Raw genomic sequence first — 13813 nt, 5'->3', positions numbered from 1 at the left:
GGATATTAGCGCGAATGCATAAATCACCCCTGAGTCAGATTGGATTGCATGCCCCCGTGCCACCGGTCACCCGGGCGCTGATTATCCTGAATCTGCTGGTGTTCGCCATCATGTTAGGCAGCGGTGCCGGCTTCTGGCATTCCCCCAACAACGTGCAATTGACCTGGGGTGCCAACTTTGCACCAGCGACTGCCGATGGGCAGTGGTGGCGGCTGGGCTCTGCCATGTTCCTGCATTTCGGTGCATTGCATCTGGGAATGAATATGCTGGCACTATGGGATGGCGGCAAGCTGGTGGAACGCATGTTTGGACCTCTGCGTTTTTTGGGAATTTACCTGGTCAGTGGTATTGCCGGTAACCTGTTGTCACTGGTGATCCAGGGCAATCAAGCGGTTTCCGGCGGAGCGTCAGGTGCGATTTTTGGTATCTATGGTGCGTTGCTGGTGTATGTCTGGTATGACAGGCACAGGATGCAACAAGTCGAATTCCGCTGGCTGTTCTGGGGAGCAGTAGCCTTTTCTGCGCTGACTATCATCATGGGCTTTATTATTCCTGGCATCGATAATTCAGCGCATATCGGCGGCTTTCTGACCGGTATCGTCAGCGCTTTGCTATGCCTGCCTGCAAGTGCAACATATCATCCCCATCTGCAAAAATGGCGCTGGTTCAGTGGCATCTGCTGGATGGTCGCGATCGCGTTATTGCTGACGCATTTGCCCGAACCCAAATACCGCTGGCATGAGGAGCTGGCGATCCGCAAGCAGGTGCAAAAGTTTACGCTGATAGACCAGAAGGCCAATCGCAAATGGAATGCGATTATGCTCGAAGGGCGCGAGGGCGCCGTCAGTTTTGATGAGATGGCAACCCAGATCGATGAAGAGGTAGCCAACACCTACGAAGAAAGTTTTGAAAAGTTGTCCTCGTTGCCGGATGATCCTAACCTGCCATCCGCAGCCTTGCTGGAACAAGCCAAGGCTTATGCCTTGAAACGCAGTGAGGACAGCAAAGCGGCTGCAGATAAATTACGTAATATCCCCTTTACGCCTGGTCGCGCAGCGCAATGACCCAGCGCAAATGACCGGTAACTTGGGTTAATCAATGCTTCAGGTATTACAAGTCGGTGGCATCGCGCTGCTGCTGATATTTGCTCTGCTGTTTCGGGCTATGAAATTTGGCATGCAGGCGGTCAGCACGCTGGAATGCCTGGTTCCAGAATTCGTCACTTTGTGGCAGGTAATTCACCTTGAATGACTGCCAGTCCTCACGCGTAAAGCCAAAGTCCATGCAAGAGAAAATCAGTCCGGCAATGTCTTTGCGCACTTCTATGCCGTTTGGTGAAACGCCTTGTAATACGCGGTGCAAGTCCAGCAAGTAAAATTCGGTGTCAGCTGTTAGAGATGTAGATTTCTGCAAGGCGATATGGCAAAGATAAAAGTCACGGTGACACAAGCCTGCCGCATGAAACTTCTTCGCCAGTTTCGCTACCGCAATCAACATTGCCTGGCGCGTTGCAGCAGAGGCCGGTTGTGATCGCCAGCTTTTGCAAATATCTTCCAGAGAATGAATATCGCCTAAATCTTCAGTCAGCAGAAATGAACGCTGGCTGGCCGCACAATGACCTTGTACACCGTAAGCCGCGATAGGCGTCGTCGCGATTCCTATTTTTTCCAGCGCCTGGATGGCGCGCACTTCCGTCATTGCACCTATGATGGGGCGCTTAAAGCTTAGCCAGTTTTTAACAATTTCGCGCCAGCCGGTGGCTTCGTGCTGCTTGATAAAATAAGACTGACCGGCAATGGTGATACGCATGGTTTTACGGTTGGCCGCCGCACGTACGGTGTAGCCCTGTAGTGCCATAAAACCATCAAAAGTATATTCCTGTAATGCCTGTGCGTGTTGAGGCGACAGCCAAAGATGGGTATCTGGGGATACGGGCACAGGACTAATTTGCTGCGTTGGTTGAGCCAATGTTCTTTTCCGAAGCTAACTTTGTGAGTATCTTTGCTTCAGCCTTTCCTGGGTTGTTTTGCATTAATTGCTTGGCACAAGCCAGCCCGGCCTCACTGAATGTTGTACGTTCAGAGGACAGTGCTGTGGAAAGCGCCTGATCAAGTGCGGATTGTGTAAATGGACTGCCAAGTACGATGCCTGCACCTGCATTTTTTATATATGGGGCATAACCGCACACATTTGTAGTGACCACCGGCAATCTGCAAGCCATAGCTTCCAGCAAAACATGGCCAGCCAGTTCCCGTCTGGCCGGATGCACCATCCAGTCACACGCTTGCATCAGCTGTGGAATATTATCGCGCCCGCCCAGCACTTGTATCTGGCTGCTTAAATCATGTGCCTCGATATGTTTCTGCAACCAGCGTGGATTGTCCTGGCCTATGATCAGCATACGGACATTTTTTCTCACACTTTCCGGCAAACTGGCAATGGCCGTGACTGCGCGGTCAGCCCCCTTGGTTTTAAAGCCGGAACCTACCAGTAGCAATGCAGTATGTTCAGGCAGAATGCCAAATGTTTCTGCCAGCCATTGCTTTCTTTGTGCGCGGTCAAACGCCGGGAAACGTTGCGGATCCAGGATAGGCGGAATCAGGTGGAAGCGCTGGCCAGGTGTATGGTACCAATGCTGGAACGTGGCCTGTTCCTGCTGTGTCAGTGTGAAAATATGCGTGCTGCTGGCAGGTGAGAAAATCGATGCTTCAGCTTGCTGGAACCAGCGGTAGCGGCTGGTCAGTCTATACCACCACGGCCGCTCTTCATGCGCTTTGGCAATAAAGCACGAGTCGGCAGCGAAATAGACATCGACAGGTTGCATGCGGTTAAAGCCTACCACCAGGTCAAAGTGCTCGGCGTGTACAGCTTGCTGCATGGCCGTGATCAGGCGGGCATGCCGGGTATGGTTAAGCCAACCGCTGCTTGGACATATTTTCACCTGCATATCAGCGGGTTGGGGGCCTTGCCATTCACCCGTGAATATAGTCACCTGATGACCCAACGCAACGCAGTCTCTGGCGATACGCAACATATCGCGCTGTACACCGCCATAAGGGAAATATTTGAATATCAGAAAAGCAAACTTCATGGCCGAGATTGTATGCGAAAATAGCGGCCATGAAACGGATTCTGATGGTCAAAACCACTTCTATGGGCGATGTGATTCACGCCCTGCCAGCAGTGCAGGATATTTTGCAGCATTATCCTGATGCTCAAATCGATTGGCTGGTCGAAGAAAGTTTTGCGGATATTCCTCGCCTACACCCGCATGTGCATCAGGTATTCACTGTCGCAGTTCGCCGCTGGCGCAAACAAGTATTGCAATGTAGTACATGGCATGAAATCAGGGCGATTAAGCGGGCATTGGCAGCACAAGCTTACGACGCGGTGATCGATGTGCAAGGACTGGTGAAAAGTGCCTGGATCGCCAATTGGGCGCGTGGCCCGCATCATGGCTATGATGCTCAATCGATACGTGAGCCGCTGGCCAGTCGCTTTTATCAGCATCGCTATGCGATCTCGTACCAGCAACATGCGGTGACGCGTATCCGCACGCTAGTGGCGCTCAGTTTGGGCTATACGGCACCACAGGATTTGCCGGATTATGGTTTAGGCACGACACACTCTGCAGCTGGTTCAACAACGCTCACATTACCGCCGAAATCGTGGATCGCTTTGCATGCCACCAGCCGCGATAGTAAATTGTGGCCGGAGAGTCACTGGATTGCCCTGGGCCAGCATTACGCTGAGTTGGGTTTAACGATGTGCCTGCCATGGGCTTCGGCGGCTGAAAAAGATCGCGCGGGCCAGATCGCCTTAATGGTGCCACAAGCATTGGTGCTGCCGAAACTGAGCTTGCAGCAATTGGCAACGGTGCTGCCGGGAGCGCAATTTGCTGTCGGGGTGGATACCGGTCTTTCGCATCTGGCAGCAGCGCTGGATGTACCGGTAGTCGCTTTGTATACAGATACTGATCCAGGTTTGACGGGTGTGGCTGGTGGACGCAAAGCGGCAGCTATCAATCTGGGCGGTAAACAGCAAGTGCCCGATATTGCAGCCGTCATCGCGGCAGTGACTACTGTGACCACTGCCAATCCGGTATAACTCAGGCAGATCTCATCTGCCATCCTCCCATTTTTGCTAAATCGCACATTTGCCCTTGAAATCAGTAGGGTCATCCCCATGTGTGTGAAATCGTCAAATGAAAAGTCTTGAATTCATAGGGGAGTAACATGCAAGAACCGCAAACATCCGTAGACACGGCGGCTAATGAGCAAGCTGTCAACGAAGTTAATCCAGAGCAATCTGTTGAGAATCACGACGCACGCATTGCTGCGCTAGAAGTTGCGCTCGAAGAGGCCAAAGCGCAAGTGTTGTATGTGAAAGCAGAAGGCGAAAATGTGCGTCGCCGCGCGCTGGATGATATTGATAAAGCGCGCAAATTCGCGCTGGAGAAATTCAGTGGCGAGCTTCTGGCAGTTAAAGATAGCCTGGATGCCGCGCTGGCAGTCGAAAATGCAGATGTCACCAGTTACAAAAACGGCGTCGAACTCACTGCCAAGCAACTGCTGGGCGTGTTTGAGAAGTTCAATATTGCCGAAATCAATCCATTGGGTGAAAAATTTGATCCTAACAAGCATCAGGCGATCAGTATGGTGCCGGCTGAAGGCGAACCTAATACGGTATTAAGTGTGCTGCAAAAAGGCTATGCGTTGAATGAGCGTGTATTGCGCCCAGCGCTGGTTACTGTGATCCAGCCAAAATAATCTATACAACCACATTGCAAACAGGGACTTGAAATCTGTTCAGGCATCCCAATTATCAAAACATGGTTTTGAATAAACAATGAATGTGATTAACAAAATTTAAGGAAGCGAATATGGGAAAAATTATTGGTATTGATTTGGGGACCACCAACTCGTGTGTTGCCGTGATGGAAGGTGGCAAGCCACGTGTGATTGAAAACGCTGAAGGTGCGCGTACTACGCCATCCATTATTGCGTATCAGGAAGATGGCGAAATTCTGGTCGGTGCACCAGCCAAACGCCAGGCGGTGACTAACCCGAAAAATACTTTATTTGCAGTAAAGCGCCTGATTGGCCGTCGCTTTGACGAAAAAGAAGTGCAAAAAGATATCGATCTGATGCCTTACACCATTAGTAAAGCGGATAACGGCGATGCATGGGTAGAAGTGCGCGACAAGAAACAGGCGCCTCCTCAGATTTCTGCTGAAGTGTTGCGCAAAATGAAGAAAACCGCCGAAGATTACCTGGGCGAAGAAGTGACTGAAGCAGTGATTACTGTGCCGGCTTACTTTAACGATAGCCAGCGTCAGGCAACCAAGGATGCGGGCCGTATCGCCGGTCTGGATGTTAAACGTATCATTAATGAACCAACCGCTGCTGCATTGGCATTTGGCCTGGACAAGCAGGAAGGTGACCGCAAGATCGCAGTATACGACCTGGGTGGTGGTACGTTCGACGTGTCTATCATTGAAATTACTGAAATCGATGGCGAACACCAGTTTGAAGTGTTGTCTACCAACGGTGACACGTTTCTAGGTGGTGAAGACTTCGATAACCGCATCATTGACTTTTTGGCAGATGAGTTCAAAAAGGAAAACGGCCTGGATTTGCGCAATGACTTGCTGGCCAAACAACGCCTGAAAGAAGCTGCTGAAAAAGCCAAAATTGAGTTATCCGGGGCACAGCAAACGGAAGTGAACCTGCCTTACATTACGGCAGATGCAACTGGTCCTAAGCACTTGGTTGTGAAAATTACCCGTGCCAAGCTGGAATCACTGGTGGAAGAGTTGATCGAGCGCACGATTGCGCCTTGTAAAACTGCATTGAAGGATGCGGGTGTGTCTCCTTCTGATATTTCTGATGTGATCCTTGTCGGTGGTCAGAGCCGCATGCCAAAAGTGCAAGAACAAGTGAAAGAGATTTTTGGCAAAGAACCACGTAAAGACGTAAACCCGGATGAAGCGGTAGCGGTTGGTGCGGCTATCCAGGGTGGCGTGTTGAAAGGCGACGTTAAAGACGTATTGCTGTTAGATGTATCTCCATTGTCTCTGGGTATCGAGACTTTGGGTAGCGTGATGACCAAGCTGATCAAGAAAAACACCACGATTCCTACCAAGGCTTCACAAGTGTTCTCGACAGCGGAAGACAACCAGAATGCAGTGACGATCCATGTGTTGCAAGGTGAGCGTGAAATGGCTGCTGGCAACAAGAGCCTGGGTCAGTTCAACTTGAGCGATATTCCACCGTCACCACGTGGCATGCCGCAAATTGAAGTGACGTTTGATATCGATGCTAACGGTATTCTGCACGTGTCTGCTAAAGACAAAGCCACCGGCAAAGAGAACAAAATCACCATCAAGGCCAACTCTGGTTTGTCTGAAGAAGAAATTCAGCGCATGGAAGAAGATGCTGCTAAATATGCTGACGAAGACAAAAAACTGCGTGAACTGGTCGACGCCCGTAACCAGGCAGACAGCGTCTTGCACAGCGTGAAGAAATCTTTGGCTGAACATGGCGACAAGATTGATGCCGATGAAAAAGCCAAGATCGAAGAGGGCATTAAAGACCTGGAAGCAGTAGCCAAGGATAGTGATGACAAAGATGTTATTGAGGCGAAAACCAATGCCTTGATGGAAGTTTCACAAAAGCTGGGCGAGAAAGTTTACGCTGAGCAACAAGCGCAGGCCAATACCGAAGGCGCACAACCACAGGATGAAAAAACGGTGGAAGGCGATGTGGTAGATGCCGAGTTTGAAGAAGTGAAAAAAGACTAACGCTAAAGGGCGAGTGGCAACACTCGCCCTTCTTTATGAAGTCGGCAAACACACTTCGCTAACGCGAGTGTGTTTGTTTATATGGCGCAAGCGCATTAAAACGGAATAACTATGGCAGCCGCAAAAAAAGATTACTACGAAGTATTGGGTGTAAACCGCGATGCTGGTGACGAGGAGATTAAAAAATCCTTTAAGAAACTGGCAATGAAGTTTCACCCTGATCGCAACCCGGATAACCCGAAAGCTGAAGAAAGCTTTAAGGAAGCCAAAGAAGCTTATGAAATCCTGAGCGACGAGCAAAAACGTGCCGCTTATGATCAGTATGGTCATGCCGGTGTAGACCAGAGCATGGGTGGTGGCGGATTCAGCGGCTTTAACTCCGGTAATTTCAGCGATGCGTTCGGCGATATTTTCGGAGATATCTTTGGTGGTGGAGGCGGTGGCCGTAACCAGCGTTCCAATGTCTATCGTGGTGCAGATCTACGCTATAACCTCGAGATTTCACTGGAAGAAGCAGCGAAGGGGACTGAAACAAAAATCCGTATTCCTGTGCAGACCAATTGTGAAACCTGTCATGGTTCGGGTGCGCGTCCGGGTACTTCACCGGTGACTTGTACCACCTGTAATGGTCATGGCCAGGTGCGTATGCAGCAGGGGTTCTTCTCTGTGCAGCAAACCTGCCCGAAATGTCACGGTAGCGGCAAAATGGTAAAAGAACCATGCCCTACCTGTCACGGTGGTGGACGCGTCAAGCAGAACAAAACGCTGAACGTCAAAATTCCGGCCGGTGTTGACGAGGGTGATCGCATCCGTTTGAGCGGCGAAGGTGAAGCCGGCGTTAATGGTGGGCCAACCGGTGATTTATACGTGGTTGTCCATTTGAAAGAGCACGCGATCTTCCAGCGCGAAGGTGCGAACCTGCACTGCGAAATGCCTATCAGTTTTAGCACCGCAGCATTGGGGGGCGAAATTGAAGTGCCTACGCTGGATGGCGCTGCCAAGATGAAGATTCCTTCAGAAACACAAACAGGCAGCGTGTTCCGTTTGCGTGGCAAAGGCATCAAGCCGTTGCGTTCCAGTGAGCATGGTGATTTGATGGTACATGTAGTGGTAGAAACCCCGGTACGGCTGACCGAAAAACAGAAAGAGCTGTTGCGTGAGTTTGAAAGCAGCACCCAGGCAGATGCCGGTAAGCACAGCCCGAAAAACAAAAGCTGGGTAGATAAAGCGCGCGATTTCTTCAGCTGATGTTTAGTACTAATAATATCTAAATAGACAGGCATGTCGGAAAGTTACTTGCTGCCATGCCTGTCTTCAAGCCATTCGTATTCGTGGACAGGAAAAGCTGCTGGAATGTATTGGTTACAATTTAATAACAATTAAATTTCGACTTTTACAATTCAGTTACAGCTCGGTCAAATAATTGCAATAACTCTCTCCTAAACTAGAGCCATCTTTAAGCGAAACACAAAACGTTTTGTTTAATGGCTAGCTTGGTTGATTTGTCCTTAGTTTGATTTATCAGCGACTAGCATTGATTTCCTCCTGATCCAAACCCCCTTTTAACCCGCCTTAGCGGGTTTCTTTTTGTCCACTACTTTCATATGCAGTCAAGTCAACTGGCATCGGGGTAGTCTATGGCAACAACATCGTTTATGATGACTAGCAATTCATTTACAGCATCTGGTTTATTAAACCGATTCTGCACTTACTCATCATGTTGAAAATAGCCATCTTTAATCATAAAGCCGACGTAGGTTCAACCACCACAACGCTCAATCTTGCCGCCGCCTGGCAACGCCAACGTCGCCAGGTATTGTTGCTTGATATGGACCCGCAGGCACGACTGACCGAGACTTACAAGCATATAGGCCTCGATATGCAAAAACACCTGTTCAGGTTTTATCAGTCCGCCACGCCTTTGGCAGATTTAATCCAGCCTTTACGCAATGGCTTGCAGCTGATCCCGGCGAATAAAGAATTGATGAACCTCGATTCGCAGTTTGGTCGCGGACCTGCCACATTAAAGCGATTGAGCGAAGGCTTGGCGCAATTGAATAAAACACATGCTGAATACACAGCATTCATGGATTGTTTCTCAGGCATTGGTGTGATTTCACTGAGTGCCGTGTTTGCCAGCGATCTGGTGCTGGTACCTGTGTCGACGGATTATTTATCCATTCATTCTGCCGTAAAGGTAGAAAAGGCGCTGAATGCGCTGGAGCCCGTATTGAAGCGTCGGGTGCAGCGACGGTATGTGCTCACGCGCGCCGATAAACGCAAGGAAATGACCGCAGAAGTAGAACAGGAGATGCGCAGGCTGTTTGGTCAGGAAGTACTGGTGACCAGAATATCGGAACATGCGGCCCTCGCCGAATGCGGGCGCATGGGGCAACATGTTTTTGAGTATGATGCTAACAGTCCGGGTGCGCGTGATTATTTGGCGCTTTATTTCGAGTTGCAGGATGTGATCAAACAATTACCGCGAGCAACGCCTTTAGCGGCCTGATGATTGTTCGCGGTGGCGACTGCCTAACCATTGGCGCCGCCAGAACATCAGCAGCATCACTGATGCAATGCCCAGCATAATCAGTATTGCCCACCAGAAACCATACGGGTCATGCGTCCATGGCATCTCTTCGAAATTCATGCCAAAGATCCCGGCAATCAGCGTTGCTGGCATAAACAGCATGGCGACCACCGTCAATGCCCGTACTTCCAGATTCACTCGCTGGCTGATGGTAGTCATATAAATATCCATCAGGCCGCTCAGCATGTCGCGGATCGCTTCCAGTGATTCGGTGAAGTGCGCGGTATGGTCATATAAGTCACGCAGGTAGGGTAAAGTCTGCGGGCTGAAAAAGCCATGTTCATTGCGGATCAGACTGTTCAGGACCTCACGCAACGGCCATACCGCACGCCGCAACTGGATGGTGACATGCTTGAGTCGGTGAATATTCTGTAAATCATCCGGGCTGGGTTGATCGAGCAGGTGTGTTTCCAGACGTTCGGCATCTTCATTGATGGCTTCCAGTACCTGGAAATAACGTTCCATCAAACTGTCCAGCAAGGCATAGCATAAGTAATCCGGTCCACTCTGGCGCAGCAATGCCTGGCCTTGCCGCAAACGTTCACGCACAGGTTCAAAACTGCCGGAAGGGCGCTCCTGAAAGCTAAGTAACCACTCCCGCCCCAAAGCAATGCTGATTTGCTCAGAACTCACACTCATGGTGTCAGTATCGTAGTAAAACAGGCGCGTTTCCAGAAACAGGTAATCCGGGTAGGTATCCAGCTTGGGCCGTTGTTCGGTATTGAGAATATCATCCAGCACCAGCGGATGCAGTTTGAAACGGCGGGCGACTGCCTGTAATAAAGCAATATCCAGCACACCATGGACGTTGATCCAGGAAGTATGGTCTGCCGGCGCCTGCCATTCCACGATGTCGTGCATGGTCAGCTGCCTGGATTCTATGTCGTTGACGTTGTAGCTGATGCTATGGATACAGGCTGGCGCCGTTTCACTGGCCGTATCAGTTTCAGATGCAGAGACCGGGCTGGAAGTCCCCAGTAAACTGTGCTTGCGGTGAGTGTGTTTGCGTTTCGCCATGGTTGTCCGAATAAACAGTGCGGGTCCAGCATAAGCGTTCGTTGTGCGGAAATCAAGTCAAGGGCAGGGCACTTAGGCGGAGGCAGGCGGTAAGCCAGTCTATGATAAAATAGACAAAATTATTCAATGAGAGAATCGCATGTCTGGCAACACCATTGGAACGCTGTTCACCTTAACCTCATTTGGCGAGTCGCATGGGCCAGCCATTGGCGGAGTGGTTGATGGGTGCCCGCCAGGACTGGAATTGTCAGCTGCCGATTTGCAGGTTGACCTTGATAGACGTAAGCCAGGTACCTCACGCCATGTGACCCAGCGCGCCGAAGCGGATGAAGTTGAAATACTTTCCGGCGTGTTTGAAGGCAAAACCACTGGTGCGCCGATTGGTTTGCTGATCCGCAATACCGACCAGCGCTCTCAAGACTACAGCAAGATCATGAATACGTTTCGCCCTGGGCATGCGGATTACACCTACACACAAAAATACGGCATTCGCGATTACCGTGGCGGTGGCCGCTCCAGTGCGCGTGAAACGGCGGTGCGTGTAGCCGCTGGCGCTATTGCCAAAAAATGGCTGCAACAAAAATTCGGTGTACAGATTCGTGGTTATTTGAGCCAGCTGGGTGAAATTGAAGTACCGTTTGTCAGCTGGGATGCCCTTTCTCAAGAGGGTAACCCATTCTTTTCACCTAACATACAAATCCTGCCGCAACTGGAAGCCTATATGGACCAGATCCGCAGTGAGCGCGATTCGGTGGGCGCAAGAATCACAGTCGTTGCGCAACAGATCCCGATAGGCTTGGGCGAGCCGATTTTTGACCGGCTGGATGCAGATATTGCGCATGCGATGATGAGCATCAATGCGGTCAAAGGCATAGAAATAGGCGCAGGGTTCAAGTCTATTGCCCAGCGTGGCAGTGAACATTCTGATGAACTGACGCCAGATGGTTTCGCCTCCAATCATGCCGGAGGCGTATTGGGTGGTATTTCCAGCGGCCAGGATATCGTGGTGAATGTGGCCTTTAAACCAACTTCCAGCATCCCGCAGGAGCGCCGTTCGATCAGTCACGCGGGTGAACCGGTGATGATGCAAACAACTGGCAGACATGACCCCTGTGTGGGCATCCGGGCGACGCCGATTGTAGAAGCCATGTTGGCGCTGGTGCTGATGGATCATGCTCTGCGGCATCGTGGGCAGAATGCTGATGTGCACTCAACAGTCCCCACAGTATAAATCAACAAAGATGAGCAAACCTTCAACTTTCTAACCGGCTGACGGCTGCCAAGCTGATCGGGGTTATTCTTTAAACGCGAGTATTTAATGAGTCACGCTTTACACTTTAATCTCTCGCGTTTTTATTTCATCTATTACTTTTTCGTCGGCGCTTTTGTGCCCTATTGGGGCTTATACCTCAGTTCAGAATCTTTTTCACCGGCCGATATTGGCATACTCATGTCTTTGTTCCAGGTCAGCCGCATCATCGCGCCTAATTTGTGGGGCTGGCTGGCTGACCACACCAGGCAAAGAGTGCGTTGGATCAGGACCACTGCATTTTTAGGGTTGTTTGGTTTCGCAGCAATTTTCTGGGCGCATGATTTCATGACCATGTTTGTGGTCATGGCAGCCTTAAGTATGTTTACCAGCTCTACTTTGCCACTATCCGAGTCTCTGTTACTAGCGCATCTGGCAAGCACCAACGGCCATTACAGTAAAATCCGCCTATGGGGGTCCTGGGGCTTCATCGTGGCGTCTATTCTACTGGGTTATTTAACCGACTGGTTTGGCATTAAAAGCCTGCTCTGGTTTATCCTGCTTGTGCAGTGCGTGTTGTTCGGATTAACCTGGAAACTCCCTGAAGCACATGTACCGCCTCATGCTAATGACAGTTTTTCTGTATGGAAAATTCTTAAGCAACCTGCGGTTATTTCCCTTCTGGTTGGCTGTGCCATGATGGTGACCGCGCATGGCTTGATGTATAACTTCTACTCCATTTACCTGGCAGAACACGGTTACAGTAAAGGCATGATAGGCTGGTTGTGGGCGTTAGGCGTGATTTGCGAAATTGGCATATTTATCAAAATGCCGTGGATTATGTCCCGCTTTAAACTGAAAACAATTCTAGTCGCCAGCCTGTTGATAGGCGTTGTACGTTTTTCCATGATGGGTTTGGTGCCGGATCATTTGGGATTATTGTTGCTGGCGCAAACCATGCACGCATTCACCTTTGGCAGCTTTCATGCGGCTGCGGTGGAGATTGTCACGCAATATTTCAATGGACGCCATCAGGCCAAAGGCCAGGCCATCTATAACAGTGTCGCGTATGGCATAGGCGGTGCGCTGGGTGGCTTACTAGGCGGGTTTTCACTGCAGTACTTAGGCGGGCAGCTCACTTTTACGCTAGCTGCCTTGTTTCCTTTACTAGGTGCAGCGATTGTCATGTTTGGACTGCATTTATCGCAACCCTATGCCCGCAGCGGCATGTTCAGCCATTAACAAAATGCAGATGCGAAAACAGCCCGCATGCGGGCTGTTTTTGTTTCGCTAAAAAAATTAATTGATACGTTTGTCACGCTCAATCAATGCATAAGCACTATGGTTGTGGATGCTCTCAAAATTCTCTGATTCCACCACGTATTTCACAATGCGTTTTTCTTCATTCAATTGTGCTGCGACATCACGCACCATATCTTCGACAAATTTGGGATTGTCGTAAGCACGCTCGGTCACAAACTTCTCATCCGGGCGCTTGAGCAAGCCATATAACTGGCAAGAAGCCTGGTCTTCAATCAGGGTAATCAGGTCTTCCAGCCACATAAATTCATTCAGCAGGGCAGTGACGGTGACATGCGAACGCTGGTTATGCGCACCGTAGTTTGAGATCTGCTTGCTGCAAGGACACAAGCTGGTGACTGGCACCATGACCTGCACCGTGATTTCAAACTGGCCATTCTTGATTTCGCCGATAAAGGTCACTTCGTAATCCAGCAGGCTTTTCACACCGGAAACAGGCGCGGCCTTGTTAATGAAGTACGGGAAACGCATTTCCACATAACCTGATTCAGCTTCCAGGCGCTCAACCATTTGACGCAATATCGTTTCAAACGAATCGATGGAGATGGCGCTTTCATTGGTGTTGAGTATCTCCACAAAGCGCGACATATGCGTGCCTTTGAAGTTGTGCGGCAAATGCACATACATATCAAACACAGCCACGGTATGCTGTTCGCCGCCGGTTTTATCTTTGACAATGACCGGGTGACGGATAGACTTGATACCGACTTTGTTAATATCCAGCCGGCGCACGTCTGGAGTGTTTTGTACGTCTTCAATCACTGCGGGGATTACGGGTTGATTCATCAGGGTTCCAAAGCGGGAGTGCCCGCAATTTGATAAATGGTTGAATATA

The 13813-nt window shown here is 50.1% G+C and carries 12 protein-coding genes; 8 read left to right on the top strand and 4 right to left on the bottom strand.

The window, feature by feature from the left end; all coding sequences use genetic code 11:
- Positions 1 to 14 precede the first annotated feature (14 nt).
- Positions 15 to 1064, top strand: coding sequence for a rhomboid family intramembrane serine protease (locus ACFQ2T_RS06875; RefSeq protein ID WP_379032290.1), 1050 nt, complete (start codon positions 15 to 17; stop codon positions 1062 to 1064).
- 46 nt (positions 1065 to 1110) lie between these two features.
- On the opposite strand, the gene rfaP is transcribed toward ACFQ2T_RS06875, so the two are convergent.
- Entirely contained in the window at positions 1111 to 1938 is an 828-nt protein-coding gene (gene rfaP / locus ACFQ2T_RS06870) for a lipopolysaccharide core heptose(I) kinase RfaP (RefSeq protein ID WP_379032287.1), read from the bottom strand.
- Positions 1939 to 1942: 4 nt separating this feature from the next.
- A complete protein-coding gene (locus tag ACFQ2T_RS06865) occupies positions 1943 to 3091 on the bottom strand; it encodes a glycosyltransferase family 4 protein (protein ID WP_379032284.1) in 1149 nt (382 codons plus the stop codon).
- 29 nt (positions 3092 to 3120) lie between these two features.
- Here ACFQ2T_RS06865 and waaC point away from each other — a divergent pair, with 29 nt between their 5' ends.
- From waaC to ACFQ2T_RS06840, 5 genes are all read left to right on the top strand, one after another.
- Positions 3121 to 4107, top strand: coding sequence for a lipopolysaccharide heptosyltransferase I (waaC, locus tag ACFQ2T_RS06860; protein ID WP_379032281.1), 987 nt, complete (start codon positions 3121 to 3123; stop codon positions 4105 to 4107).
- Positions 4108 to 4235: 128 nt separating this feature from the next.
- On the top strand, positions 4236 to 4769 hold the full coding sequence (grpE, locus tag ACFQ2T_RS06855; RefSeq protein ID WP_379032278.1) for a nucleotide exchange factor GrpE: 534 nt from the start codon (positions 4236 to 4238) through the stop codon (positions 4767 to 4769).
- A gap of 113 nt (positions 4770 to 4882) precedes the next feature.
- Entirely contained in the window at positions 4883 to 6802 is a 1920-nt protein-coding gene (gene dnaK, locus ACFQ2T_RS06850; RefSeq protein WP_379032275.1) for a molecular chaperone DnaK, read from the top strand.
- Positions 6803 to 6913: 111 nt separating this feature from the next.
- Positions 6914 to 8050, top strand: coding sequence for a molecular chaperone DnaJ (gene dnaJ, locus ACFQ2T_RS06845; protein ID WP_379032272.1), 1137 nt, complete (start codon positions 6914 to 6916; stop codon positions 8048 to 8050).
- Positions 8051 to 8519: 469 nt separating this feature from the next.
- Complete coding sequence (locus ACFQ2T_RS06840) at positions 8520 to 9311, top strand: ParA family protein (protein ID WP_379032269.1); 792 nt, start codon at positions 8520 to 8522, stop codon at positions 9309 to 9311.
- On the opposite strand, the gene corA is transcribed toward ACFQ2T_RS06840, so the two are convergent.
- A complete protein-coding gene (gene corA / locus ACFQ2T_RS06835; RefSeq protein ID WP_379032267.1) occupies positions 9300 to 10409 on the bottom strand; it encodes a magnesium/cobalt transporter CorA in 1110 nt (369 codons plus the stop codon). The genes ACFQ2T_RS06840 and corA overlap by 12 nt on opposite strands.
- 139 nt (positions 10410 to 10548) lie before the next feature.
- Here corA and aroC point away from each other — a divergent pair, with 139 nt between their 5' ends.
- Entirely contained in the window at positions 10549 to 11640 is a 1092-nt protein-coding gene (gene aroC, locus ACFQ2T_RS06830) for a chorismate synthase (RefSeq protein WP_379032264.1), read from the top strand.
- A gap of 87 nt (positions 11641 to 11727) precedes the next feature.
- Positions 11728 to 12900, top strand: coding sequence for an MFS transporter (locus ACFQ2T_RS06825; RefSeq protein WP_379032262.1), 1173 nt, complete (start codon positions 11728 to 11730; stop codon positions 12898 to 12900).
- Between the two features lie 57 nt (positions 12901 to 12957).
- On the opposite strand, the gene folE2 is transcribed toward ACFQ2T_RS06825, so the two are convergent.
- Positions 12958 to 13764 (bottom strand): GTP cyclohydrolase FolE2, encoded by an 807-nt coding sequence (gene folE2, locus ACFQ2T_RS06820; RefSeq protein ID WP_379032259.1) that lies wholly within the window; start codon positions 13762 to 13764, stop codon positions 12958 to 12960.
- Between the last annotated feature and the right edge of the window lie 49 nt (positions 13765 to 13813).

This window comes from Methylophilus flavus (assembly GCF_042678905.1).
GTDB classification, from domain to species: Bacteria; Pseudomonadota; Gammaproteobacteria; order Burkholderiales; family Methylophilaceae; genus Methylophilus; species Methylophilus flavus.
This window is presented reverse-complemented; position numbering and strand designations above follow the sequence as displayed.